At 62.4% G+C, this 23,588-nt stretch carries 23 protein-coding genes; 13 read left to right on the forward strand and 10 right to left on the reverse strand.

What is annotated here, in order from left to right; translation table 11 throughout:
• Positions 1 to 69: 69 nt before the first annotated feature.
• On the reverse strand, positions 70 to 987 hold the full coding sequence (gene osmF / locus V6767_RS07245; RefSeq protein WP_448472844.1) for a glycine betaine ABC transporter substrate-binding protein OsmF: 918 nt from the start codon (positions 985 to 987) through the stop codon (positions 70 to 72).
• A 470-nt stretch (positions 988 to 1,457) separates the two neighbouring features.
• On the opposite strand from osmF, the gene gyrB reads away from it, so the two are divergent.
• The 11 genes from gyrB (at position 1,458) to V6767_RS07300 (ending at position 11,837) form a co-directional block, all read left to right on the forward strand.
• A complete protein-coding gene (gyrB, locus tag V6767_RS07250) occupies positions 1,458 to 3,893 on the forward strand; it encodes a DNA topoisomerase (ATP-hydrolyzing) subunit B (RefSeq protein ID WP_448463676.1) in 2,436 nt (811 codons plus the stop codon).
• A 430-nt stretch (positions 3,894 to 4,323) separates the two neighbouring features.
• Positions 4,324 to 4,740, forward strand: a complete 417-nt coding sequence (locus V6767_RS07255) for a DUF2852 domain-containing protein (RefSeq protein ID WP_448430034.1) — start codon at positions 4,324 to 4,326, stop codon at positions 4,738 to 4,740.
• Between the two features lie 134 nt (positions 4,741 to 4,874).
• Positions 4,875 to 5,600: a M48 family metallopeptidase gene (locus V6767_RS07260; protein WP_448472845.1), complete on the forward strand. Its 726-nt coding sequence runs from the start codon at positions 4,875 to 4,877 to the stop codon at positions 5,598 to 5,600.
• A gap of 38 nt (positions 5,601 to 5,638) precedes the next feature.
• Entirely contained in the window at positions 5,639 to 6,295 is a 657-nt protein-coding gene (locus tag V6767_RS07265; protein WP_448472846.1) for a phosphoribosylanthranilate isomerase, read from the forward strand.
• A gap of 12 nt (positions 6,296 to 6,307) precedes the next feature.
• Positions 6,308 to 7,528 (forward strand): tryptophan synthase subunit beta, encoded by a 1,221-nt coding sequence (trpB, locus tag V6767_RS07270; RefSeq protein WP_448472847.1) that lies wholly within the window; start codon positions 6,308 to 6,310, stop codon positions 7,526 to 7,528.
• 4 nt (positions 7,529 to 7,532) lie between these two features.
• Positions 7,533 to 7,814, forward strand: coding sequence for a hypothetical protein (locus V6767_RS07275; protein WP_448472848.1), 282 nt, complete (start codon positions 7,533 to 7,535; stop codon positions 7,812 to 7,814).
• Between the two features lie 64 nt (positions 7,815 to 7,878).
• On the forward strand, positions 7,879 to 8,181 hold the full coding sequence (locus V6767_RS07280) for a hypothetical protein (protein WP_448472849.1): 303 nt from the start codon (positions 7,879 to 7,881) through the stop codon (positions 8,179 to 8,181).
• Positions 8,174 to 8,530 (forward strand): hypothetical protein, encoded by a 357-nt coding sequence (locus V6767_RS07285; protein ID WP_448472850.1) that lies wholly within the window; start codon positions 8,174 to 8,176, stop codon positions 8,528 to 8,530. Before V6767_RS07280 ends, V6767_RS07285 begins: the two co-directional genes overlap by 8 nt.
• Positions 8,531 to 8,540: 10 nt before the next feature.
• Positions 8,541 to 9,380, forward strand: coding sequence for a tryptophan synthase subunit alpha (gene trpA / locus V6767_RS07290; protein WP_448472851.1), 840 nt, complete (start codon positions 8,541 to 8,543; stop codon positions 9,378 to 9,380).
• 42 nt (positions 9,381 to 9,422) lie between these two features.
• Positions 9,423 to 10,370, forward strand: a complete 948-nt coding sequence (accD, locus tag V6767_RS07295) for an acetyl-CoA carboxylase, carboxyltransferase subunit beta (RefSeq protein WP_448472852.1) — start codon at positions 9,423 to 9,425, stop codon at positions 10,368 to 10,370.
• 123 nt (positions 10,371 to 10,493) lie between these two features.
• Positions 10,494 to 11,837, forward strand: coding sequence for a bifunctional folylpolyglutamate synthase/dihydrofolate synthase (locus V6767_RS07300; protein WP_448472853.1), 1,344 nt, complete (start codon positions 10,494 to 10,496; stop codon positions 11,835 to 11,837).
• On the opposite strand, the gene V6767_RS07305 is transcribed toward V6767_RS07300, so the two are convergent.
• Positions 11,834 to 12,337: an MmcB family DNA repair protein gene (locus V6767_RS07305; RefSeq protein WP_448472854.1), complete on the reverse strand. Its 504-nt coding sequence runs from the start codon at positions 12,335 to 12,337 to the stop codon at positions 11,834 to 11,836. The two genes, V6767_RS07300 and V6767_RS07305, sit on opposite strands and share 4 nt — an antisense overlap.
• 162 nt (positions 12,338 to 12,499) lie before the next feature.
• On the opposite strand from V6767_RS07305, the gene V6767_RS07310 reads away from it, so the two are divergent.
• Entirely contained in the window at positions 12,500 to 13,141 is a 642-nt protein-coding gene (locus V6767_RS07310; RefSeq protein WP_448472855.1) for a L,D-transpeptidase, read from the forward strand.
• A 226-nt stretch (positions 13,142 to 13,367) separates the two neighbouring features.
• Here V6767_RS07310 and ahcY read toward each other — a convergent pair whose 3' ends face one another.
• The 8 genes from ahcY to V6767_RS07350 form a co-directional block, all read right to left on the reverse strand.
• Positions 13,368 to 14,768, reverse strand: a complete 1,401-nt coding sequence (gene ahcY / locus V6767_RS07315; protein WP_448472856.1) for an adenosylhomocysteinase — start codon at positions 14,766 to 14,768, stop codon at positions 13,368 to 13,370.
• Between the two features lie 139 nt (positions 14,769 to 14,907).
• Positions 14,908 to 16,482, reverse strand: coding sequence for an FGGY-family carbohydrate kinase (locus tag V6767_RS07320; RefSeq protein ID WP_448472857.1), 1,575 nt, complete (start codon positions 16,480 to 16,482; stop codon positions 14,908 to 14,910).
• A gap of 28 nt (positions 16,483 to 16,510) precedes the next feature.
• The gene (locus V6767_RS07325; RefSeq protein WP_448472858.1) at positions 16,511 to 17,185 is read right to left on the reverse strand and encodes an HAD family hydrolase; all 675 of its coding nucleotides are present in this window, start codon (positions 17,183 to 17,185) and stop codon (positions 16,511 to 16,513) included.
• A 19-nt stretch (positions 17,186 to 17,204) separates the two neighbouring features.
• The gene (locus V6767_RS07330) at positions 17,205 to 18,686 is read right to left on the reverse strand and encodes a mannitol dehydrogenase family protein (protein WP_448472859.1); all 1,482 of its coding nucleotides are present in this window, start codon (positions 18,684 to 18,686) and stop codon (positions 17,205 to 17,207) included.
• 75 nt (positions 18,687 to 18,761) lie between these two features.
• Positions 18,762 to 19,760: an ABC transporter ATP-binding protein gene (locus V6767_RS07335; RefSeq protein ID WP_448472860.1), complete on the reverse strand. Its 999-nt coding sequence runs from the start codon at positions 19,758 to 19,760 to the stop codon at positions 18,762 to 18,764.
• An 11-nt stretch (positions 19,761 to 19,771) separates the two neighbouring features.
• Positions 19,772 to 20,602: a carbohydrate ABC transporter permease gene (locus V6767_RS07340; protein WP_448472861.1), complete on the reverse strand. Its 831-nt coding sequence runs from the start codon at positions 20,600 to 20,602 to the stop codon at positions 19,772 to 19,774.
• Between the two features lie 2 nt (positions 20,603 to 20,604).
• Entirely contained in the window at positions 20,605 to 21,477 is an 873-nt protein-coding gene (locus V6767_RS07345) for a carbohydrate ABC transporter permease (RefSeq protein WP_448463680.1), read from the reverse strand.
• Between the two features lie 216 nt (positions 21,478 to 21,693).
• On the reverse strand, positions 21,694 to 23,007 hold the full coding sequence (locus V6767_RS07350; RefSeq protein WP_448430069.1) for an ABC transporter substrate-binding protein: 1,314 nt from the start codon (positions 23,005 to 23,007) through the stop codon (positions 21,694 to 21,696).
• Between the two features lie 358 nt (positions 23,008 to 23,365).
• Between V6767_RS07350 and V6767_RS07355 the strand changes: the two genes are divergently transcribed.
• Positions 23,366 to 23,587 (forward strand): DUF1413 domain-containing protein, encoded by a 222-nt coding sequence (locus tag V6767_RS07355; RefSeq protein WP_448472862.1) that lies wholly within the window; start codon positions 23,366 to 23,368, stop codon positions 23,585 to 23,587.
• Position 23,588: the final 1 nt, after the last annotated feature.

Genomic DNA, 23,588 nt, shown 5'->3' on the forward strand with positions numbered 1-23,588 from the left:
CTGTCGCTTTCGCGACATCTCCCCCTCAAGGGGGGAGATTATTGGGGGGCTTTGCGGATGGTTCTGTCTTTACTTCACGAACCCGTTCAGCGTCAGGAACTCCTTGGCAACCGCATCGGCCGGTTCGCCGCCGACCTGGACGCGGCCGTTGAGGTCCTGCAGGGTTTCAAGGTCGAGCGCCTCGAAGACCGGCTTCAGGATCTCGGCGATCTGCGGATATTCCTCAAGGCGCGCCTCGCGGATGATCGGGGTCGGCAGGTAGACCGGCTGCACGCCCTTGTCGTCGTCCATCACCTTCAGGCCGGACGGCGCGATGCCGCCATCGGTGCCGTAGACCATGGCGGCGTTGGCGCCGGAGGTCTGCTTGGCGGCGGCGGCGATCGTTGCCGCCGTATCGCCGCCGGAAAGCGTGATCAGCTGGTCGGAATCAAGGTGGAAGTCATAGGCCTTTTCGAAGGCCGGCAGCGCCGACGGCGAGGTCACGAATTCGGAGGAAGCCGCGAGCTTGATGTCGCCGCCATCGGCGATGTATTTGCCGAGTTCGGAAAGGTCGGTCAGATTGTTGTCCTCGGCGATTTCCTGGCGGATCGCAATTGCCCAGGTGTTGTTGGCGTTGGCCGGCGTCAGCCACACGATCTTCTCGGCGTCGTAGTCGAGCTTCTTGGCTTCTTCGTAGCCTTCCTTGGCATTCTTCCAGACCGGCAGGTCGGCCTTGTTGTAGAAGAAGGCGGCATTGCCGGTATATTCCGGATAGATGTCGATCTGGCCTTCGGTGATCGCCTGACGCACGATCGGCGTGGCGCCGAGCTGGATCTTGTTTTCCGTCGGGATGTCGTTGGCCTGAAGCGTCTGGAGGATGATGTTGCCCAGCACGCCACCCTCGGTATCGATCTTGGAAGAGACGACCACGGGGTCTGCGGAGGCGGACTGGACGGCGGTAAAGGCGGCGATCGCCAGTGCGCCGGTCAAGGTGAGAAGTCGTTTCATATCGGTTCCCTCTCTCTAGGAACGGCCCGTCCCGGGCCGGTTGCCGCGCCTTGGGGTCTCACCCCGCAAGTGGCGCAGCCGCGAAAATTCGTCCGGCCGCATCTTTGGCGACCGGCAAGGAAGCTGCCGCTTCGCCACCGCCCGGCATTGTCCGGGGGCGATGGTGAATGGCGACCCCACTTTCAGATAGTGCGTCGCCGGTTCATAACGATAGCATACACAAGAATTATCTGGCCGCGCCCCCGTCCGCCGGAAATATCTCGTTTCGGGATCGGCGATTTTTGCGTCCCGCCACACTTGCGCGCGCGCGCCATTGAAACGGGCTGGGCTTATCCCCAATTTGACTGTAAAAGAGGCCCCATCGATTTGAGTGAAAAGGGCTTTTCCCCTAGGATCGGTGCCTGAAAACGGCAGTGATTCGGCGCCAATGTTTTGCGCCCACACTCCAACACGTTTGGAAAGACCTGTTTATGAGCGAAACCCCAGAAATTGCCGTCGGCGTTCCCGCCGAATACGGCGCTGATTCGATCAAGGTTCTCAAGGGGCTGGATGCCGTGCGCAAGCGGCCGGGCATGTATATCGGCGATACCGATGACGGCTCCGGGCTGCACCACATGGTCTATGAGGTGGTCGATAACGCGATCGACGAGGCGCTGGCCGGCCATGCCGACCTGGTCACGGTAACGCTCAATCCGGACGGCTCGGTCTCGGTGACCGACAATGGCCGCGGGATTCCGACCGACATTCACACCGGCGAGGGCATTTCGGCGGCCGAAGTGATCATGACCCAGCTCCATGCCGGCGGCAAGTTCGACCAGAATTCCTACAAGGTGTCCGGCGGCCTGCATGGCGTGGGCGTTTCGGTGGTCAATGCGCTCTCGGTCTGGCTGAAGCTGAAGATCAAGCGCAATGGCAAGCTGCACGAGATTTCGTTCACTCACGGCGTGGCCGACAAGCCGCTGGAAGTGATCGGCGATGCCGGCGATGAGACGGGCACGGAACTGACCTTCATGCCGAGCTCCGAAACCTTCACCATGGTGGAGTTCGACTATGACACGCTGGAAAAGCGCCTGCACGAACTGGCGTTCCTGAATTCCGGCGTGCGCATTCTTCTGACCGACAACCGCCATGCCGAGCCGGTCTCCAAGGAAATGCACTACGATGGCGGGCTGGCGGCCTTCGTTGCCTATCTCGACCGCGCCAAGAAGCCGCTGGTGAGCGAACCGATCGCGATCTCCACCGAGAAGGACGGGATCACCGTCGAGGTGGCGATGTGGTGGAACGACAGCTACCACGAAAATGTGCTCTGCTTCACCAACAACATTCCCCAGCGCGACGGCGGCACCCATATGGCCGGTTTCCGCGGCGCGCTGACGCGCCAGATGGTGTCCTACGCCGACACGTCCGGCATTCTGAAGCGCGAAAAGGTTACGCTGTCGGGCGAAGACTGCCGCGAGGGGCTGACGGCGGTGCTTTCGGTGAAGGTGCCGGACCCGAAATTCTCGTCGCAGACCAAGGACAAGCTGGTCTCCTCCGAGGTGCGTCCAGTGGTCGAAAGCTGCGTCAATGATGCGCTTGGCCAGTGGCTGGAGGAGCACCCCAACGAGGCCCGCATTCTCGTCACCAAGATCGCCGAGGCCGCGACCGCCCGCGAGGCGGCGCGGCGCGCGCGCGAACTGACGCGGCGCAAGGGCGCACTCGATATCGCCTCGCTGCCCGGCAAGCTCGCCGATTGCTCCAACCGCGATCCCGCCAAATCCGAACTGGTGCTGGTGGAGGGCGATTCCGCCGGCGGTTCGGCCAAGCAGGGCCGCTCGCGCGAGACCCAGGCGATCCTGCCGCTTCGGGGCAAGATCCTGAACGTCGAACGCGCCCGTTTCGACAAGATGCTGTCGAGCCAGGAAATCGGCACGCTGATCACCGCGCTTGGCACCGGCATCGGCAAGGACGAGTACAATCCGGACAAGCTGCGCTACCACAAGATCATCATCATGACCGATGCTGACGTCGACGGCGCGCATATCCGCACCCTGTTGCTCACCTTTTTCTTCCGGCAGATGCCGGAGCTGATCGAGCGCGGCCATCTCTATATTGCCCAGCCGCCGCTCTATAAGGTCACGCGCGGCAAGTCGGTGCAGTATCTGAAGAACGAACAGGCGCTCGAGGATTACCTGATCGACCAGGGGCTCGAGGATGCATCGTTGGAGCTCGGCTCCGGCGAGGTGCGCGCCGGACCGGACCTCAGACAGGCGATCGTCGACGCGATCCGCATGCGCAACCTGATGGAAGGCATCCATTCGCGCTATGACCGCGCGGTGGTGGAGCAGGCGGCGATTGCCGGTGCGCTCAATGCCGAGCGGGTCACCGACCCGGCTGAGGCGACAAGGCTTGCCGCCGATATCGCCGCCCGGCTCGACATGATCGCGGAAGAAACCGAACGCGGCTGGGAAGGCTTCGTGCGCGAGGATGGCGGCCTGCGCTTCGAGCGCACCGTGCGCGGCGTCAAGGAAGTCGCCAATATCGACATGGGCCTGATCGGCTCGGCCGACGCCCGCTATATCGACCAGCTCCAGAAGCGTCTGTTCGAGGTCTACGAGAAGCCGCCGCTCCTGAAGCGCAAGAATGGCGATCTCACGATCTACGGCCCGCGCGCCATGCTGGAAGCCGTGTTCGAGGCCGGCCGCAAGGGGCTCACCATGCAGCGCTACAAGGGCCTTGGCGAGATGAACGCCGAGCAGCTCTGGGAAACCACGATGGACCCCAATGTCCGCTCGCTGCTGCAGGTCAAGGTCAACGACGCCACCAGCGCCGACGGCCTGTTCTCGCGCCTGATGGGCGACGAGGTGGAACCCCGCCGCGACTTCATCCAGGACAACGCGCTCTCGGTGGCGAATCTGGATATCTGAGGACGGGGCGGCGCGTTCGCCGCCTTTTCCGGGTAGAAGGTATCCGCCGCGCCGGTCGCGTGGCCCTTCATGCCGGCTCAAGGCCGGCATGACAGAGGTCTGGAAGGCACGTCAGGTCCTCCATCTCCGTGGTGGCTTCTTGCACCCCGCTCCGGCCCAGTCTCGGGCCGATCTCCGCTCCCTCGGGCGTCAACCCGGCCTTTAGCCGGGGTTCACGGCAACACGGGAGACCTCCCCTTTCAGCAATCCCATGTCGCCTTGAACTCACTCCACGACGACGCCCTTCAACGGGAAGGTCGTTCCGCGATACCGTACCGTTTCTCCCAAATTCGTTCGATTCGTGCCGATTTTCTCTTGAAGCGGCATGCCGCCATTTCCATATCGGAAATATCGGCGGTCGATCGCCGAGACGAAACGAGGAAAAACCGAGATGAACGAGACTGCGTTACTGCGTCCGGCGTGGACGCCACTTACGATTGCCCTGATGGTGATCGGTTTTGTCGTGTTCTGGCCGCTTGGACTGGTGATGCTTGCCTATATTATCTGGGGCGATCGTCTGAACATGTCGCGCGGCGAATGGAAGCGTTCCGCCGAACGGGCGTTCGGTTCCTGCAAGCGCAACATGCGCCAGGCCGCCGAGCCGATGGCCTCCACCGGCAATGCCGCCTTCGATGAATGGCGTCGCAGCGAGATGGAGCGGATCGAGGCCGAGCGCCGCAAGCTCGATGAAATGCGCGCCGAATTCGACCGCTACACCGACGAGCTGAGAAAGGCTCGCGACCGCGAGGAATTCGACCGTTTTATGCGCGAGCGCGGCGGTAATTTCGGCGGCACATCGCAGGACTGACGCAATGCGCCGCGCCTTCTGGCGCGGCAGCCACCCTTTCGGCATCGCCCATATCCCCCGGGCGGTGCCTTTTTTGTGGCCTGTCGGGGTCGGAACCCGGTATAGGAAGGCCGAAGGGGCCGAAGAGACACGGAATGAACGCCAGGACAATCGACATCGGCGGAAGGGTGCTGCCGCTCAACGTCAAAACCAATGCGCGCGCGCGGCGGATGACGCTGAAGATCGAGCCGGGCGGGCATGCGGTGAGCCTGACCGTGCCGCCGGGGCTGGCGCGCCATCAGGTCGATGGCTTCCTGCGCCGCCATCACGACTGGCTGATCGACAGGATCGGACGGTTCGAGGGTCGCGACACGACAATCGGCGACGGGGCGTCGCTCCCGGTTTTTGGCGTCGCCCACACCATCCGCCACAGCGGCAATCTGCGCGGGCTGACCGAGGCCCGCATGGAGGACGGTGCGCCGGTTCTCATGGTCTCCGGCCCCGCCGCCAGCATTGGCCGGCGCGCCAGCGACTATTTGAAGAAGGAGGCGAAGCGTGAGATCACCGAACGGGTGCGACACCACGCGGAGGCAAGCGGCAAGCGTTTCGCTGCGATCAGCTTCAAGGACACGAAATCGCGCTGGGGTTCGTGTTCTTCGGCCGGCAATCTCAATTTTTCCTGGCGGATCGCGATGGCGCCGCTGTTTGTCGTGGATTATCTCGCCGCGCACGAGGTGGCCCATCTCAGCGAAATGAACCACGGCCCGCGCTTCTGGGCGCTCTGCGAAAAACTGTGCCCGAGAACCCCGGAGGCGCGCCGCTGGCTGAAGGCCGAAGGGTCTTTCCTCCATGCGATCCGCTTCGATCCTCCCACCGTATAGAACTCGCGAAGTTTTTCGCGATATGTTAAGGACAGACCATGAAACGTCCGGCCATCAAGATCTGCGGGCTCAGCAGCGAAGACACGATTGATCACGTCATCCGTCGCGGCGCTAGCCATGTCGGTTTCATCTTCTTTGAGAAGAGCCCGCGCTATGTCGAGCCAGATGTCGCGGGCGGCCTGATCAACCATGTCCGTGGTCGCGCCAAAACCGTCGCCGTTTCGGTCGATGCCGACAACGAGCTGCTGGAAGAGATCGTCTACGCTGCCCGGCCCGACATGCTGCAGCTCCACGGCCACGAGACGCCCGACCGGGTGGTGACCATCAAGGCGCTGTTCGGCCTGCCGGTGATCAAGGCGTTTTCGCTGCGCGCGCCTGAGGACCTTGCCCGGGTCGATGAATATATGGGTGTCGCAGATCACCTGCTTTTTGACGCAAAGCCGCCGGCCAACGCCACGCTTCCGGGTGGAAATGGCGTGACCTTCGATTGGCGCTTGCTTGCCGGCTGGCGCCCGACTATCCCTTATTTTCTGTCGGGCGGTCTTTCGGCGGAAAATGTCGCCGCCGCGCTTCATGAAACCGGGGCGCAGGGGCTTGATGTTTCCTCGGGCGTGGAAAGCGCGCCCGGCGTGAAGGATGCCGCCCGGATTGATGCCTTTTTTGATGCCGTTGACGCTGCCCATGCAACGGCCTGATGGAGAATGACCGTGAACGAGACCCCGAAGCTGAATTCCTTCAAATCCGGACCCGACGAGACCGGTCTGTTCGGCATTTTCGGCGGCCGTTTCGTCGCCGAGACGCTGATGCCGCTGATCCTCGACCTTGAGGCCGAGTGGGAAAAGGCGAAGACCGATCCGGAATTCCAGGCGGAGCTGAAATCGCTCGGCAAGCATTATATCGGCCGGCCGAGCCCGATCTATTACGCCGAACGCCTGACCGAACACCTTGGCGGCGCGAAGATCTATTTCAAGCGCGAGGAACTGAACCACACCGGTTCGCACAAGATCAACAACTGCATCGGCCAGATCCTGCTTGCCAAGCGCATGGGCAAGACGCGGATCATCGCCGAGACCGGCGCCGGCCAGCACGGCGTGGCGTCCGCCACCGTCGCCGCCCGCTTCGGCCTGCCCTGCGTGGTCTATATGGGTGCCACCGATGTCGAGCGGCAGGCGCCGAACGTGTTCCGCATGCAGCTTTTGGGCGCCGGGGTGAAGCCGGTGACGGCCGGCCACGGCACGCTGAAGGACGCGATGAACGAGGCGTTGCGTGACTGGGTCACCAATGTCGAGGACACCTATTACCTGATCGGCACGGCGGCAGGCCCGCACCCTTATCCGGAAATGGTGCGCGATTTCCAGGCGGTGATCGGCACGGAAGCGCGCGAGCAGATCATGGAGGCCGAGGGCCGGCTGCCGGATCTCGTCATCGCAGCCGTCGGCGGCGGCTCGAACGCGATCGGCATCTTCCACCCCTTCCTCGATGATCCGGGCGTCAAGATCGTCGGTGTCGAGGCGGGCGGCAAGGGGCTTTCGGGCGAGGAGCATTGCGCCTCGATCACCGCCGGCGCGCCCGGCGTGCTTCACGGCAACCGCACCTATCTGCTGCAGGATGGCGACGGCCAGATCAAGGAAGGTCATTCGGTCTCCGCCGGCCTCGATTATCCCGGCATCGGGCCGGAACATTCCTGGCTGAACGATATCGGCCGCGTGAACTATGTGCCGATCATGGATGACGAGGCGCTGGAAGCTTTCCAGCTCATGACAAGGCTTGAGGGCATCATCCCCGCGCTTGAAGCGAGCCACGCGATTGCCGAAATCATGAAGCGCGCACCGAAGATGGGCAAGGACGAGATCATCCTCGCCAATCTTTCCGGCCGCGGCGACAAGGACGTGCATACGGTGGGCAAGATTCTCGGCATGGAGATGTAAGCATATGAGCAGGGGGGAGATGATCGAGGAAATGTCGGAATTGGCGGAAGCGCTGTTCGAGATCATCGAGGAGGAGGACAGCGGCGACAACGAGGTGCGCGCCGCTGTGATTAAGGCGCTGGCGCATCAGAACCTGTTCAACATCGAACTGGTCTCCGCGCTGAACGCGCTCGCCGCGGGCGGCAATGCCTCCGCCGAGATCGACAGCCTCGTGATGAACATGAAGTCCGTCCACAAGTCGCTGGTGACCGCGATCAGCGCGTGGTCGGACGGAGAAACGGAGTAGGATGCTTTAGGCGGCCTATGCCGGCGACTTTTTGGCTGGCGCCAGTGAAAGCGTGGAGTTGAGAATGAATATTGATTCCGACATGAAGCTGGATGATGTCCTCGATTCGCTTTGGGAAACCGTGGAGCAAGGAAATGTCGACAAGGACTTCAGCTTGTCTCCTGAGAGCCAAATCCGATTGATCGGCCTTTTGGTAAACCAGACGAGTACAGATATGAGGTTGTTTGCCGTGCTGCTAGCGATTGCCTCCGGAAGAAAGCCAACTGAGGAAATTGATGCCGTTCTGCGGAACCTTGAAGACAACAGGGATCAACTCAAGGACCTTCTCAAAAATATCTTGAAGGATATGGACAAGTCTGATGCGTGAGCCAAGTAAATCGGCTTTCTCGGCTATTAGGGGTGGCAAGGCAGACTTTGATGAGCTCAAGCGAGAAGTTGAACAACTGAAACTGGCCGGCTCGGGTTCAGGCGGAGGATCAGACATGGAAGGGCGTGTTGCAAAACTAGAAGCCAATGTCGAAAACATAGATCGCAGCCTAACCGAGACGAGGAAAGATGCCCGTGATATCCGCGATCGCGTCATTCGCATTGAGGAAAAGATAAATCACCTAGCTTCCAAAGGTTTTATAGTCACAGCTGTTATTTCAGCTATGGCGCTCTTGGGCGCGTGGATCACCTTCCAGGACAAAATCCAGAATTTACTCTCATTGAACTAGGAATGCCCTTATGACCGAACGTATGGAAAAACGCTTTGCCGCGCTGAAGGCTGAGGGCCGGCCGGCGCTGATCACCTATTTCATGGGCGGCGATCCGGATTTCGATACCTCGCTTGAGATCATGAAGGCGCTGCCGAAGGCGGGCGCGGACGTGATCGAGCTCGGCATGCCGTTTTCCGATCCGATGGCCGATGGCCCGTCGATCCAGATGGCAGGCTTGCGGGCGCTGAAGGGCGGCCAGACGCTGGCGAAGACCCTTGAGTTGGCGCGGGAATTCCGCAAGAGCGATGCCGATACGCCGATCGTGATGATGGGCTACTACAACCCGATCTACATCTATGGCGTGGAGAAGTTCATTGCCGATGCGCTGGATTCCGGCATTGACGGGCTGATCATCGTCGACCTGCCGCCGGAAATGGACAACGAGCTCTGCATTCCGGCGCTTGCAGCAGGACTGAACTTCATCCGGCTGGCGACGCCGACCACGGACGGCAAGCGTCTGCCGGCGGTTTTGAAAAACACGTCCGGCTTCGTCTATTATGTCTCGATGAACGGGATCACCGGCTCGGCGCTGCCCGATCCGTCAAAGGTCGGCGAGGCGGTCTCGCGCATCAAGGCGCATACCGATCTGCCGGTCTGCGTCGGCTTCGGCGTCAAGACCGCCGAGCATGCCCGCCTGATCGGGGCTGCCGCCGATGGCGTGGTGGTCGGCACGGCGCTGGTGAACCAGATCGCCGGCAGCCTGACGGCCGACGGCAAGGCCGGCAAGGACACGGTCGACGCGGTTTCGACTTTCGTGAAGGGCCTTTCAAGCGGCGTCAGGGACGCGCGCCTTGCAGCCGCCGAGTAAATCTGGCACACGGCAGGCAAAGAAATTCAGGAGGTTCATGTGGTGAACTGGATTACCAATTACGTGCGGCCGCGGATCAACTCCATGTTCGGCCGCCGCGAGGTGCCCGAGAATCTGTGGATCAAATGCCCCGAAACCGGGGCCATGGTGTTTCATACCGATCTGGAAGAAAACAAGTGGGTGATCCCGTCTTCCGGCTATCACATGAAGATGCCCGCGCGTGCCCGCCTCGCCGATCTGTTCGATAACGGCGCCTATGAGGACCTGCCGCAGCCCAAGGTGGCGCAGGACCCGCTGAAATTCCGCGACTCCAAGAAATATCTCGACCGGCTGAAGGAAAACCGGGCGAAGACCGATCAGGAAGACACGATCCTCGCCGGTCTGGGCACGCTCGAGGGGCTGAAGCTCGTTGCCGTGGTGCAGGAATTCAAGTTCATGGGCGGCTCGCTCGGCATGGCCGCCGGCGAGGCGATCATCCAGGCCTTCCAGCGCGCGCTCGATGAAAAATGCCCGCTGGTGATCTTCCCGGCCTCCGGCGGCGCGCGCATGCAGGAGGGCATCCTGTCGCTAATGCAGATGCCGCGCGTGACCGTGATGATCGAGATGATGCGCGATGCCGGCCTGCCCTATGTGGTGGTGCTGACCAACCCGACCACCGGCGGCGTTTCCGCCTCCTACGCCATGCTCGGTGACCTGCATATCGCCGAACCCGGCGCCGAGATCGGCTTTGCCGGCCGCCGCGTGATCGAGCAGACCATCCGCGAACAGTTGCCTGACGGGTTCCAGACCGCAGAATATCTGCTGGAGCATGGGATGGTCGACATGGTGGTCAAGCGCCATGACCTGCCCGAAACGCTGGCCCGGCTTTTGAAGATCATGACCGGCGCGCCGGCAACGCCGCCGCACGGGCTTCTGGAGGGGCCGCATGCTTCGCAGGCGGAAGCCGCACCGGCGCTTCCGGCAGAGGAAGCACCGGCGCAGCAGGGCTGAGAAAGGCGGAGAAGACCCCGTGCGGCCCAAGGCGGCGGCGGTCTTCCCAATCGGCCACCTCCGGCGGATGATAAGGGCGCGCGAACGCCACGGGCGGGATAGGCCCGCAGAATCGGATCAATCATGGATAACCCCTCATTCGGCGCCGCCGAGCGCGTGATCGAGCACCTGATGCAGCTGCATCCCAAGGGCTTCGATCTGTCGCTGGATCGCATCCGGGTGCTTCTCGAAAAGCTAGGCAATCCGCATCTTTCCCTGCCGCCGGTGATCCATATCGCCGGCACCAACGGCAAGGGCTCGACCACCGCTTTCTGCCGCGCGCTCTTGGAGGCATCCGGCCTTTCCGTCCATGTCCATTCCTCGCCGCATCTGGTGCGCTGGCACGAGCGGTTCCGTATCGGTGGGCCGGGCGGGGCGAGCGGCTATGTCGACGACACGCTGCTGGCGGAGACGCTGCGTCGGGTCGAAGCAGCGAATGAGGGCGCGAAAGCCACCGTGTTCGAAATGCTGACGGCGGCGGCCTTCGTGCTGTTTGCCGAAATTCCGGCCGATGTGGTGATCCTGGAAGTTGGGCTGGGCGGACGCTACGACGCCACCAATATCATCGACAAGCCGGCCGTTTCCGTGGTCATGCCGATTTCGCTCGATCATCAGGCCTATCTCGGCGACCGGGTGGAGCTGATCGCGGCCGAGAAGGCGGGCATCATGAAGCCCGGCGTGCCGGTGGTGATCGGCCAGCAGGAATATGAGGCGGCGGAAGAGGTGCTGATCGCCAGCGCCGACCGTCTTGGCTGTCCGCTGCATGTCTATGGCCAGGATTTCTCCGCCCATGAGGAGCATGGCCGGCTGGTCTATCAGGATGGCGACGGGCTGATGGACCTGCCGCTGCCGGCGCTCCCGGGCCGGCATCAATATGCCAATGCCGCCGCCGCGATCTCGGCGGTCAAGGCCGCCGGTTTCCCGCTGGACGACAAGGCCGTCGAAACCGCCATGAGCGCGGTGTTCTGGCCGGCGCGTCTGCAGCGGCTGACGAAAGGCGATCTGGTGACGGCGACGCCCGCGGGCTCCGAAATCTGGCTTGACGGCGGCCACAACCCCGGCGCCGGCGAGGTGATCGCCGAGGCGCTGGCGGGGTTCGAGGAACGCGATCCGCGTCCGCTCTATCTGGTGATCGGCATGATCAACACCAAGGACCCGTTCGGCTTCTTCGAACATTTCGCGGGGCTTGCAACCTATGTCTACTGCGCCCCGATCAAGGGCACCGAGGCGTTCATCGATCCGGTCGCGCTGGCTTCATCGGCGGCCGATGCCGGCCTTTCGGCCGAGCCGGTCTCCTCGATCGGCGAGGCGCTGGCCGCGATCTGCATGCGCGCGCGCGCCGATCAGCCGCCGCCGCGCATCCTGATCGGCGGCTCGCTCTATTTCGCCGGCAATGCGCTCGCCGAAAACGGCACGCCGCCGCTTTAAATCCGAACGTCCACGCCCTCAGCTTCGAGCTTCTCCAGCGCCAGCTCGGCGAAGGTCAGCCGGTCGGCGGCGTTGCGGGCGAAGGCAAGCGTCAGCACCTTGCGCCTTGCCGCTGCAAGCTTGTGTTCGGGGGCGGGGCGGATCATCTCGGCGCCGTAACGGTCGGCGAGCAGCAGGCCGCACTCCTCGGGGAAGATGTCGAGCGGCACATCGGCATGGGTGGCGAAGAACAGCCGGTCGCAAAAATCGCGATATTCCGGCCATTTCCGGTCGACGCGGAAATCCTCGATCGAGGTCTTGATCTCGATGATCCAGATCTCGCCCTTTTCCGAAAGACAGATCAGATCGGCCCGGCGTCCGCTTCGAAGCGTCATCTCGGCGATCGCGGAAATGCGCATATGCTTTAACAGCTGCTGGACGCCGCGGCGGACCATGATGGCGCGGTCCGACTGGCGGCCGTCCGCCGTCGGGTTTTTTCCATGCAGATCGACAATCGCCATGGAACTTCCTTTCATGCGATGCATTTTCACAACAGCTCCGCGCCCTCGGGGCGCGATCCAAACCTCCGATCCACGCCAGAGCTTGTGTTGCAATCAAATGTTAACCATAAGCTTCTATCAATTGACCATTATCACCTTTTGTTCCACGCCGTGAGACCGTCCATGCACATTCGATCCCTTTTTCTGGCACTCTCGCTGACGAGCCTGCTCGCCGCCGCCGGCTGCACCACCACCAACAGTTCGTCGACGACGATGGCGCCGATTTCCGCCTATGCGGCCACGAATGACAATGGCGTGGACCTGCCGCGTGTGCCGATCACGCAGGTCGACGACAAGTATCGCCGCCAGATCATCAATTACGAAACGGATGAAGCCCCTGGCACGATCATCGTCGATACCAAGGAGCGGCTGCTTTATCTGGTGCTGGAAGACGGCAAGGCCGTGCGCTACGGCATCGGCGTCGGCCGCGACGGTTTCCGCTGGTCGGGCGAGGCCTATATCGGCCGCCGCGCCGAATGGCCGACCTGGTATCCGCCGCAGGCCATGATCAAGCGCCAGCCGGAGCTGAAGGAATATGCCGGCGGCATGGATGCCGGCATCATGAACCCGCTCGGCGCCCGCGCGCTTTATCTTTACAGGAACGGCAATGACACGCTGTTCCGCATCCACGGCAACCCGGACTGGACCTCGATCGGCCAGGCCGTGTCGTCGGGCTGCATCCGCATGATCAACCAGGACATCATCGACCTCTACGCCCGCGTCGACCCCGACAAGCGCACCAAGGTTGTTGTGCTCGAAGGCTGAGTGGGCTGGAAGGGCGCCGACGGCAAACGCGCTCGGCGCCACATTCCCGACGCTCTCGTGTCCTTCGCGCTACGCCACGCTCTCATGAGTCATGCTCGGGCTCGACCCGAGGGTGACCCGAGAAAATCGAGATTCTGATTAAAAAAAGGCGGCTCCCAAGCGGGGCCGCCTTTCCTTTTTTGTGACGTTCGCAAGCCGCCGTCTGACGGTGGTCCCGCAAATGGCCTCAGTAACGATAATGTTCCGGCTTGAACGGGCCTTCCGGGGTGACGCCGATATAGGCGGCCTGTTCTTCCGAAAGCACCGTCAGCTTGGCGCCGAGCTTGTCGAGATGGAGGCGCGCGACCTTTTCGTCGAGATGCTTCGGCAGGACGTGGACCGTGTTCTCGTACTTGTCGTGGTTCTGGAAGATTTCCATCTGGGCCAGCACCTGGTTGGTGAACGACGCCGACATCACGAAGGAAGGGTGGCCGGTGGCGTTGCCGAGGTTCAGCAGACGGCCTTCCGAAAGCAGCAGAATGCGCTTGCCATCGGGGAAGGAAATCATGTCGACCTGGGGCTTCACATTGGTCCAGGTGTAGTTGCGCAGCGAGGAAATCTGGATCTCGTTATCGAAATGGCCGATATTGCCGATGATCGCCATATCCTTCATCTCGCGCATATGCTCGATGCGGATGATGTCCTTGTTGCCGGTGGTGGTGACGAAGATATCGGCACTCGCGACCACGTCTTCCAGAAGCACGACCTCATAGCCGTCCATCGCCGCCTGCAAGGCGCAGATCGGGTCGGCTTCCGTCACCTTCACCCGTGCGCCGGCGCCCGAAAGCGAGGCGGCGGAGCCTTTGCCGACATCGCCATAGCCGCAGACGACAGCGACCTTGCCGGCCATCATCACGTCGGTGGCGCGGCGGATACCATCAACCAGCGATTCCTTGCAGCCATACTTGTTGTCGAATTTCGACTTGGTGACCGAGTCGTTGACGTTGATCGCCGGGAAGGGAAGCTGGCCTTTCTTGGCAAGCTGGTAGAGCCGGTTGACGCCGGTGGTGGTTTCCTCGGTAACGCCGAGAAGCGCCTCGCGCTGTTTGGTGAAGAAGCCGGGCGAGGCTTCCATGCGCTTCCTGATCTGCGCGAACAGCACTTCCTCTTCCTCGGAGCCTGGCTTGGACAGCACGTCCTCGCCGGCCTCGGCGCGCGCGCCGATCAGGATATACATGGTGGCGTCGCCGCCATCATCGAGGATCATGTTCGACTGGCCGCCATCGGCCCACTGGAAGATCTGGTCGGTATAGGACCAGTACTCGGCAAGCGTCTCGCCCTTGACGGCATAGACCGGAATGCCGGCGGCGGCGATCGCGGCGGCGGCATGGTCCTGGGTCGAGAAGATATTGCAGGAGGCCCAGCGGACCTCGGCGCCGAGCGCCGTCAGCGTCTCGATCAGCACGGCGGTCTGGATCGTCATGTGCAGCGAGCCGGAAATGCGCGCGCCCTTCAGCGGCTGGCTGTCGCCGAATTCGGCGCGCGCGGCCATCAGGCCCGGCATTTCGGTTTCGGCAATGTCGATTTCCTTGCGGCCATAATCGGCCAGCGCGATATCGGCGACGAGATAGTCGTTTGTGGTGCTCATCTGAAACTCCGGAAACAGTTCGGCAGGACGAGCGCAACCGGCACCCGCAATTTGCCTGTTCATCTGTTCCGTACCTATCAGCCTTGGCGAAAGCTGGCAAGAAAGACATAAAGGTTTGTTTATGTCTTTCTGTCGCCGTTTATGCGAGGGCCTTGAGCTCGTCGCGACAAGCCTGCAGGATTTCCAGCCGGCGATACTGGCGGGCATAGTAATCCGCCAGCGTGGGATCGGGTGCGATTTCCGCCGGCCTCGCCTGCATGGCGCGCGCGGCCGCTCCGAGATCGGGGGCGAGGCCGGCGGCGGTTGCGGCGTGGATGGCAGAACCCAGCAGGACGACGTCCTCGGTTGGCGAGACCAGAACCGGCAGGCCGGTGGCATCGGCGTAAAGTCGGGTGAGCAGCGGGTTGCGCCGGTGGCCGCCGGCGAGATGCAGGCGCGTTGCGGCGATGCTGTTATCGGACAAAAGGGCAAGGATTTGGCGGAGCGACAGGGCGATCGCCACCGAAGCGCGCCAATAGAGCCGGCAGAGCCCGTCGAAACTGCCGTCGAGCGTCAGCCCCGCCACCATGCCGGTCATCGAGGCGTCGGCAAAGGGAGAGCGGCTGCCGTGAAAATCCGGCAGGATATCGAGCCCGTCGGCAAAGCCCGGGCCGCGCTTTTGCAGCATTTCCTCGATCCGGGCAATCACCCTTCCGTGCTGTTCCTCGGTGGCGGTGCCGCCCGCGCTGTGGACCTCCAGCAGGTGGTTGAGCAGGCCACCGGTGGCCGACTGGCCCGCCTCGAACAACCAACGCGCGGGATAGAGCGCGGAAAAATAGGGTCCCCAAAGGCTTGGCGCGAAGACGGGCCGGCTTTCATAGCCGACGATGCAGCTCGACGTGCCGCCAATGAGTGCCAGCTCGCCATCGGTTTTCAGGTCCGGCGGCGGCAGCGCGCCGAGCGCGCCGGCATAGGCGTCGATCAGGCCGGCTGCGACCACCACTTCGCCATCCAGACCGAGATCACGCGCCGCCGCCGCCGTCAGCCGGCCCGCGGCATCGCCCGGCACCAGAATGACGTCCGGGATTGCCGCCTTGTCGCGCAGATCGGTGAGATCGGCCTTTTCCAGAAGACCGAGCGGCCAGGGAAGGACGTGGTCGCCGCGATAGAACCATTTGGCCGAAAGCGTGGAGAGCGAGCGACGATCGCTGCCGGTGGCGCGGAAGGTGAGATAGTCGGCGAGATCGAAGATGCCGCCGGCCCGGTCCCACAGCTCCGGCCGGTTGCGCTTCAGCCATGCGAGCTTCGGCACCTGCATTTCCGGCGAGACCGAACCGCCGGAATGAAGCACGGCCTCATGGTCGAAACCGCTGAGCTCAGCCGCTTCGGCAGCGGCGCGGTGATCGAACCAGGCAATGGTGTCGAATGCGCCGGTCTCGTCCTCGGAAAGCACAAGCGGGTTGCCGTTCCGGTCCCGAAGCACAAGCGAGCAGGTGGCGCCAAAGGCAAGGCCCGCGATCCGCTCCGGCGCGATATCGGCTGCCGCGCGGGCCGCCTTCACGGCCTCCGCCGTGGCCTGCCAGATGTCTTCGGAAGAATATTCGCCGCGCCGAGGCGCCGGGCGCTTCAGGCGCAGCGGAGTGGCCGCGCGGGCAAGCATCGCGCCGGCAGCGTCGAACACGGCGGCCCTGACGCTTGCCGTGCCGACATCGACCGCAATCACATGATCGCGCATCCCGGTCGCTCCCACCCTTGATTTCCTGTCAGACTTTTGCCGCACGTTGGACGAGATTGTCCATGGCGTCAAACATTAGGTCGGGGTGAAGCGCCGCAATCTGCGCGCGGTAGTCGGCAGAACGCGCATGGGTGGCGCCGAGATAGGCGAAAACCCGCATGCCCGCCGCCTTCGCCGCGGCAATGCCCGCCGCGCTGTCCTCGATCACCAGGCATTCCTGCGGCGGCCGATCCATCCGGCCGGCGGCGAAGAGGAAGAGATCGGGCGCGGGCTTGCCGTTTTCCACCATCGAGGCGGAGAAGATCGGCGGTTCGAACCGGGGCAGAAGGCCCGCGATCTCAAGCGAAAGCCGGATGCGCTCGGGCTGGGAGCTGGAGGCGACACAAAAATCGTAACCCGTCGCCTGCAGCTCGGCCCAGGCCGCCGCAATGCCATTTGTCGGCTTCAGTTCGGCGCGGAACCGGGCATAGAGCTCGCGCCGCAGCCGCTCCAGAAACCCGTCGCCAAGCGTCGCGCCATAGTCGTCCTTGACGATCGCAAGCATGGTGGCGAGCGAGCGGCCGAGAAAAAGCCGCCGCGCATCCTCATCGCAGACGCTGATGCCCTCGGTGGCGAGCGCCTCCCTTAAGACCGCGAGCGAAATCGGTTCGCTGTCGACCAGCACCCCGTCGCAATCGAAAATGATGAGCGGCTTTGCGGGCATGAGGCTCCTGGTTGCGGCGTTACTCCAGATCGCCGTCGATATAGCGTTTCAGGGTTTTGGCCGTGCCGTGTTTGCGCAGGCTTTCGAGCGCGCCGGAAAACCGCTTCACGAATTGCGGATTATCGGCAACGGCGCCGAAAATGTCACGCTCTTCGAGGAAACGGGTCGGCTTTTCTCGGGAGGCAAGTGCTGCGGCATGGAGCCGGTCGGCGGCCTCGTCGTTGAACTTGATCTTGCGGCCGCTGTCCGATGTCCCTTCGAAATAGCGGCACCACAGCGCCGAGACCAGCGCCAGGCCGATGACGTCGAGGCCCTTCTCCAGCCGAACGGCAGTGGAGGGCAGGATGAATTTCGGCTGGCGGTTGGAGCCGTCGAGCGCCAGCCGCTCAATCGTGTCGCCGATCTTGGGGTTGGCGAAGCGCCGGGCGATCAACTCGTAATAGTCGGTAAGATCGGTATCAGGCACCGGCGGCACGATCGGGATGATCTCGTCCTTTTCGAGCTTTTCCAGGAAGGCGGCGATCAGCTCGTTTTCCATCGCCTCGTGGACGAAGTGGATGTCGAGCAGTTCGCCCGGATAGGCGATCGCGGCGTGGCCGCCGTTCAGGATCCTGAGCTTCATGATCTCGTAGGGGCTGACATCGTCCACGAAGGTGACGCCGACCTCTTCCAGCGCGGGACGGCCGAGCGGGAAATCATCCTCCAGCACCCACTGCCGGAACTCCTCGCAGAACACCGGCCAGTTGTCGGCGATGCCGTATTCTTCCGCCGCGATCTTGCGCTCGCGCTCGCCGGTGGCCGGCGTGATGCGGTCGACCATGGCGTTGGGGAAGGCGACGTTTTGCCGGATCCAGCCGGCGAAATCCGGATCGGAGAGTTCGGCAAGGCCGGACACCGTGGCCTTGGTGACCGCGCCGTTATGGGGAATGTTGTCGCAGCACATCACGGTAAATGCCGGAAGGCCGGCCGCGCGGCGCTTCTTCAGCCCGGCGATGATCAGGCCGAACGCGGTCTTCGGCTGATCCGGGTTGTTGCCGTCGGCCACGATTGCCGGATGTTTGGGGTCGAACTTGCCGGTTGCCGGATCGATGAAATAGCCGCCCTCGGTCACCGTCAGCGACACGATCCGGATCGCCGGATCGGCGAGCTTCTCGATCATCGCGTCAAAATCCGGCGGCGCGATCATGTCGATCATCGCGCCGGTGATGGTGGCGCTGCTGGCATGGGCTTCCTGGTCGACCACCGTGGTCAGGAAATCCTGGCCCTTCAGCACGTCGCGCATCTTCGCGTCGCCCGGCATCACCCCGGCGCCGATGATCGCCCAGTCGTGATCGCTGCCCTTGTTGAAAAGCTCGTGCAGATAAACCGCCTGATGGGCGCGGTGAAAATTGCCGACGCCGAAATGAACAATGCCCGGCGAAAGATCGTCGCGCGCATAGGTCGGCACGGCCGCCTTGTCGGCGTGGTCCTTGAGAGTGTCGAGAGAAAGTGCCTTGGTCATTGTCCTGTCCGATCTTCGCATTCCGGGGCGGGCGCAGCCGGTGGCGCCCGCCGTTTTTACTGCGCGTCCCGCCGACTAGAGCGCCAGCCCCTTGTCGTCGAAGCGGTAGATCCGCTCGGCATCGGGAGTGACATAGACGACGTCGCCGTGGCGCACCGGGAAGTCGCCATTGGCGCGGGCGGTGAGCTGGCCGATGCCGTCGACATCGATATGCAGGAAGGTGTCGGAGCCCAGATGCTCGGCGACCACGACCTTGCCCTGCCAGGTGCCGCTCTCGGTCGACAGCGTCAGGTGCTCTGGCCGGACGCCGATCGTGTGGGCGTTGTAGCCTTCCGCATCCTTGCCAGTGACAAAGTTCATCTTCGGCGAGCCGATAAAGCCGGCGACGAACAGATTGGCGGGCTTGCGGTAAAGCTCCAGCGGCGAGCCGACCTGTTCGATATTGCCGGCTCTGAGCACCACGATCTTATCTGCCATGGTCATGGCCTCGACCTGGTCATGGGTCACGTAGATCGAAGTGGCATCGAGCTGCTGGTGCAGTTCGGTGATCTCGAGGCGCATATTGACGCGGAGCGCCGCATCGAGGTTCGACAGCGGTTCGTCGAACAGGAAGCATTCCGGATTGCGCACGATCGCGCGGCCGATCGCCACGCGCTGGCGCTGGCCGCCGGAAAGCGCGCGCGGCTTGCGGTCGAGATAGTCGGTGAGGTTCAGGATCTTGGCCGCGTCCTCGACCTTGCGGTCGATCTCGGCCTTGTCGACATCGGCCATCTTCAGCGGAAAGCCGATATTGTTGCGCACGCTCATATGCGGATAAAGCGCATAGGACTGGAACACCATGGCGAGCCCGCGCTTTGCCGGCGGCTTGTCCGTGGCGTCCTCGCCGTCGATCAGGATGCGGCCGGAGGTGACGTCCTCCAGTCCGGCGATCAGCCGCAGAAGCGTGGATTTGCCGCAGCCCGACGGGCCGACGAAGACGACGAACTCACCCTCGTTGATTTCGAGGTCGATCGAAGGGATGACCGCGTGCTCGCCGAAATGCTTGGAAACTTTTTCAAGTCTGATGCTGCCCATTGGTCCTGTCCTTATTTAACCGCGCCGAAGGTGAGCCCGCGCACGAGCTGCTTCTGCGAAAACCAGCCGAGAATGATGATCGGCGCAATCGCCATGGTCGAGGCTGCGGAAAGCTTGGCGTAGAACAGGCCTTCCGGGCTCGAATAGGAAGCGATGAAGGCTGTCAGCGGCGCCGCTTTCGAGGCCGTCAGGTTCAGCGTCCAGAACGCTTCGTTCCAGGCAAGGATGATGTTGAGAAGAAGGGTGGAGGCAATGCCCGGGATCGCCATCGGCGTCAGCACGTAGATGAGCTCCTTGCCGAGCGTTGCCCCATCCATCCGGGCGGCTTCGAGAATCTCGCCCGGGATTTCCTTGAAATAGGTGTAGAGCATCCACACCATGATCGGCAGGTTGATCAGCATCATCACCACGATCAGGCCGGTGCGGGTGTCGAGCAGGCCGAGATCGCGGAAGATGATGTAGATCGGCACCAGCACGCCGACCGCCGGAAGCATCTTGGTGGAGAGCATCCAGAGCAGCACGTCCTTGGTGCGCGGCGTCGGCGAGAATGCCATCGCCCAGGCGGCCGGCACCGAGATCAGGAGGCCGATCACCGTGGAACCCAGCGAGATTGCCACCGAATTCCAGAAGTGGTGGAAATAGTTCGAGCGCGCCTGCACCTCGACATAGTTTTCCAGCGTCCAGTGGAAGAACAGGAAGGAGGGCGGGGAGGCGACGGCCTCGCCCTCGGTCTTGAAGCTGGTCAGAAAGGTCCACAGGATCGGGAAGAAGATCAGGAACGCGATCAGCCACGCCAATGCGGTGAAGGCGACTTTCTTCTGCGTTGTTACCTGGCGTGCCATCGTCAGTCCTCCAGATTTTTGCCGATCATGCGAACCAGGAAGATCGCAACGATATTGGCGAGAATGACGGCGATGATACCGCCGGCGGACGCACCGCCCACGTCGAACTGCAGCAGTGCCTGCATGTAGACGAGGTAGGTGAGGTTGGTGCTTTCCGTGCCGGGGCCGCCATTGGTGGTGACCAGAATTTCGGCGAAGATCGAAAGCAGGAAGATCGTCTCGATCAGCACGACCACGGTGATGGCGCGCGCCATATGCGGCAGGATGATGTAGATCAGACGGTTCCAGGCATTGGCCCCGTCCATCTCGGAGGCTTCCTTCTGCTCCTCCGACAGCGACTGAAGCGCCGTCAGCAGGATCAGCGTGGCGAAGGGCAGCCATTGCCATGTGACGATCAGCCCGATCGACATCAGCGGGATCGACGATAGAAAGTCGACCGGCTGAATGCCCAGGAACCGCGCCAGCGAGGCGAACAACCCGTTCACCGGATTCATCAGCATGTTCTTCCACACCAGCGCCGAAACGGTGGGCATGACGAAGAACGGCGCGATCACCAGAATGCGCACGATGCCTTGTCCGAAGATCGGCTGATCGAGCAGAAGCGCCAGCGCGATGCCGCCGACAACGGTGGCAATCAGAACGCCGCCCACCAGCATCAACGTATTGCCGATGGCCTGGAAGAAGGCCGGGTCCGTCAGGAAGAACCGGTAATTCATGAAGCCGGCGAAGCTTTCCGTGCCCGGCATCAGAAGATTGTAGCGCAGGAACGAGAAGTAGATCGTCATCGACAGCGGTATGATCATCCACAACAAGAGCAGAATGACCGAGGGCGCCATCATCAGCCGCGCCGCATTTTTGGTATGGGTCGTCGCCATTTCGGTGTTTCCCCCGCAAAGTGGATCGTCAGGCCGCCCTCGAGCGCCTCGATCCCGTTCGTTGCGCATCCTGCTCTGTCCGGCCGGGAAAGGCCATTCATCGGTGCGCCAAAACCGGATTGGCCGCCGTCACTTCATGCGCGGCGGCCGTCATCATGTCGGCTTGAACTCCGAAGGCGACCGGACCCTTGAGTCCGGCCGCCCCGCGGAGGAAGGTTACTTGATGTAGCCGGCCTTCATCATTTCGCGCTGGGTGAGCTGCTGCGCGTTGTTGAGGGCCTGTTCGGCGGAGACGTTGCCGGCAAGGGCTGCCGAGAACTGCTGGCCGACGGCGGTGCCGATGCCCTGGAATTCCGGGATCGAGACGAACTGCGCGCCGGTATAGGGAATCTCCTGAACCGAAGGCTTGTTGGTATCGACCGCGTTGATCGATTCCAGCGTCATTTCGGCGAACGGTGCCGCCTCCTTGTAATCCGCGTTCTCGTAGAGCGAGGTGCGGGTGCCGGGAGGTGCTGCGCGCCAGCCGTCCTGCTCCGCCACCAGATCGGTGTAGTGCTTGGACGTCGCCCAGGCGACGAAGGCCTTGGCCGCATCAGCCTTCTGCGTGGATGCCGGAATGGCGAGGTTCCACGACCACAGCCAGTTGCCGCGATTGCCGAGATCGCCCTTTTCCGGGAACAGGGCAAAGCCAACCGAATCGGCGACCTTGGATTCATCCGGATCGGTTACGAACGAGGCGGCGACGGTGGCGTCGATCCACATGCCGCACTTGCCCTGCTGGAACAGCGCCAGGTTCTCGTTGAAGCCGTTGGAGGACGCGCCGGGCGGACCATAATTGTTCATCATGTCCAGATAGTCGGTCAGCGTCGCCTTCCACTCTTCGGTGTCGAACTGCGGCTTCCATTCCATGTCGAACCAGCGCGCGCCGTAGGAGTTGGACATGGCGCCGAGGAAGGCCATGTTCTCGCCCCAGCCGGCCTTGCCGCGCAGGCAGATGCCGTAAATGCCGTTGTCCTTGTCGGTCATGGCTTCGGCCGCGGCCTTGATCTCGTCCCATGTCGGCTCGGCCGGAATGGTCACGCCGGCCTTTTCGGCCAGATCCGTGCGGTACATCACCATGGCGCTTTCGCCGTAGAAAGGCGCGGCGTAAAGCGTGCCATCGACGGACAGGCCGCCGGCGATCGCCGGCAGAAGGTCGCCGGCGTCATAATCGCCGGGCAGATCGGTGAGCGGCAGAAGCCAGTCCTGCTTGGCCCAGATCGGCACTTCGTAATTGCCGATGGTCAAGACGTCATACTGACCGCCCTTGGTGGCGATGTCGGTGGTGACCTTCTGGCGCAGCACGTTTTCTTCAAGCGTGACCCATTCGAGGTCGATATCCGGATGATCCTTGGTGAAATCGTCGGTGAGCTTCTGCATGCGGATCATGTCGCCGTTGTTGACGGTGGCAATGGTCAGCGTCTCAGCAGAAGCTACGCCGGTCAGGGCGACCAGCGAGCAAGCGGCGAGCAGCATCGAATGAAGTTTCATACTCGTTCCTCCCTCAGAATTGAGCAATAGCTTACGATGTGGGCAATTACTCACCAGAATGGCGCGCTCTGTCAAGTGGGCGAATGCTCATACTTTGGGCGAATGCCGCAAGATGCTTGTTTCGAAAGGGTAATTTTTGGGCAGTGGTTGGAACATGCTCACCACGTTTTCACGTGAAACGCTGGGCGAACCGCCCTGAGACAGAGCAATTTATGGCGCAGGCCTGCTGTTGGACCGCGATCCGATCTCCGGCCCAGCGCATTGTGGACGCGGCATCTTCCGAAGCTAACGGAACGGAACCGCGATTATTGCGATTGCGTCACCTTCAAACTGTCGTTTGCACATTGTAAGAAAAGCCATGCTTGACGAAGAAGACATCAAAGACCGGCTGCTGGGGCTCGAGCCCGGCGAGTTTCACTTTCCCGCGCTTTATGGCGAGGGCTGGAACCGGCTTTATATCGGCGACAAGGTGAAGATCGGTCGGGAATTCCTGAATGCCGTGCGCAAAGGCAAATTCCCCGGCGTGGAGGACACCGGCCGCAAGAAGGGTGGCGGCCGGGTCTATCTCAAGCGCGGCTGAC

Source organism: Martelella sp. FLE1502, from assembly GCF_053484255.1.

Excerpts from the sequence above, each read along its gene's own strand:
- V6767_RS07260 (WP_448472845.1), top strand. The coding sequence starts at position 4,875 with ATGAACGCCAGGACAATCGACATCGGCGGAAGGGTGCTGCCGCTCAAC.
- V6767_RS07330 (WP_448472859.1), bottom strand. The coding sequence starts at position 18,686 with ATGACCAAGGCACTTTCTCTCGACACTCTCAAGGACCACGCCGACAAG.
- V6767_RS07355 (WP_448472862.1), top strand. The coding sequence starts at position 23,366 with ATGCTTGACGAAGAAGACATCAAAGACCGGCTGCTGGGGCTCGAGCCC.
- V6767_RS07325 (WP_448472858.1), bottom strand. The coding sequence starts at position 17,185 with ATGCCCGCAAAGCCGCTCATCATTTTCGATTGCGACGGGGTGCTGGTC.
- V6767_RS07320 (WP_448472857.1), bottom strand. The coding sequence starts at position 16,482 with ATGCGCGATCATGTGATTGCGGTCGATGTCGGCACGGCAAGCGTCAGG.
- osmF (WP_448472844.1), bottom strand. The coding sequence starts at position 987 with ATGAAACGACTTCTCACCTTGACCGGCGCACTGGCGATCGCCGCCTTT.
- V6767_RS07345 (WP_448463680.1), bottom strand. The coding sequence starts at position 21,477 with ATGGCGACGACCCATACCAAAAATGCGGCGCGGCTGATGATGGCGCCC.
- trpA (WP_448472851.1), top strand. The coding sequence starts at position 8,541 with ATGACCGAACGTATGGAAAAACGCTTTGCCGCGCTGAAGGCTGAGGGC.
- V6767_RS07300 (WP_448472853.1), top strand. The coding sequence starts at position 10,494 with ATGGATAACCCCTCATTCGGCGCCGCCGAGCGCGTGATCGAGCACCTG.
- V6767_RS07305 (WP_448472854.1), bottom strand. The coding sequence starts at position 12,337 with ATGGCGATTGTCGATCTGCATGGAAAAAACCCGACGGCGGACGGCCGC.
- V6767_RS07350 (WP_448430069.1), bottom strand. The coding sequence starts at position 23,007 with ATGAAACTTCATTCGATGCTGCTCGCCGCTTGCTCGCTGGTCGCCCTG.
- V6767_RS07285 (WP_448472850.1), top strand. The coding sequence starts at position 8,174 with ATGCGTGAGCCAAGTAAATCGGCTTTCTCGGCTATTAGGGGTGGCAAG.
- V6767_RS07255 (WP_448430034.1), top strand. The coding sequence starts at position 4,324 with ATGAACGAGACTGCGTTACTGCGTCCGGCGTGGACGCCACTTACGATT.
- V6767_RS07340 (WP_448472861.1), bottom strand. The coding sequence starts at position 20,602 with ATGGCACGCCAGGTAACAACGCAGAAGAAAGTCGCCTTCACCGCATTG.
- V6767_RS07275 (WP_448472848.1), top strand. The coding sequence starts at position 7,533 with ATGAGCAGGGGGGAGATGATCGAGGAAATGTCGGAATTGGCGGAAGCG.
- V6767_RS07265 (WP_448472846.1), top strand. The coding sequence starts at position 5,639 with ATGAAACGTCCGGCCATCAAGATCTGCGGGCTCAGCAGCGAAGACACG.
- gyrB (WP_448463676.1), top strand. The coding sequence starts at position 1,458 with ATGAGCGAAACCCCAGAAATTGCCGTCGGCGTTCCCGCCGAATACGGC.
- V6767_RS07280 (WP_448472849.1), top strand. The coding sequence starts at position 7,879 with ATGAATATTGATTCCGACATGAAGCTGGATGATGTCCTCGATTCGCTT.
- V6767_RS07335 (WP_448472860.1), bottom strand. The coding sequence starts at position 19,760 with ATGGGCAGCATCAGACTTGAAAAAGTTTCCAAGCATTTCGGCGAGCAC.
- ahcY (WP_448472856.1), bottom strand. The coding sequence starts at position 14,768 with ATGAGCACCACAAACGACTATCTCGTCGCCGATATCGCGCTGGCCGAT.
- V6767_RS07310 (WP_448472855.1), top strand. The coding sequence starts at position 12,500 with ATGCACATTCGATCCCTTTTTCTGGCACTCTCGCTGACGAGCCTGCTC.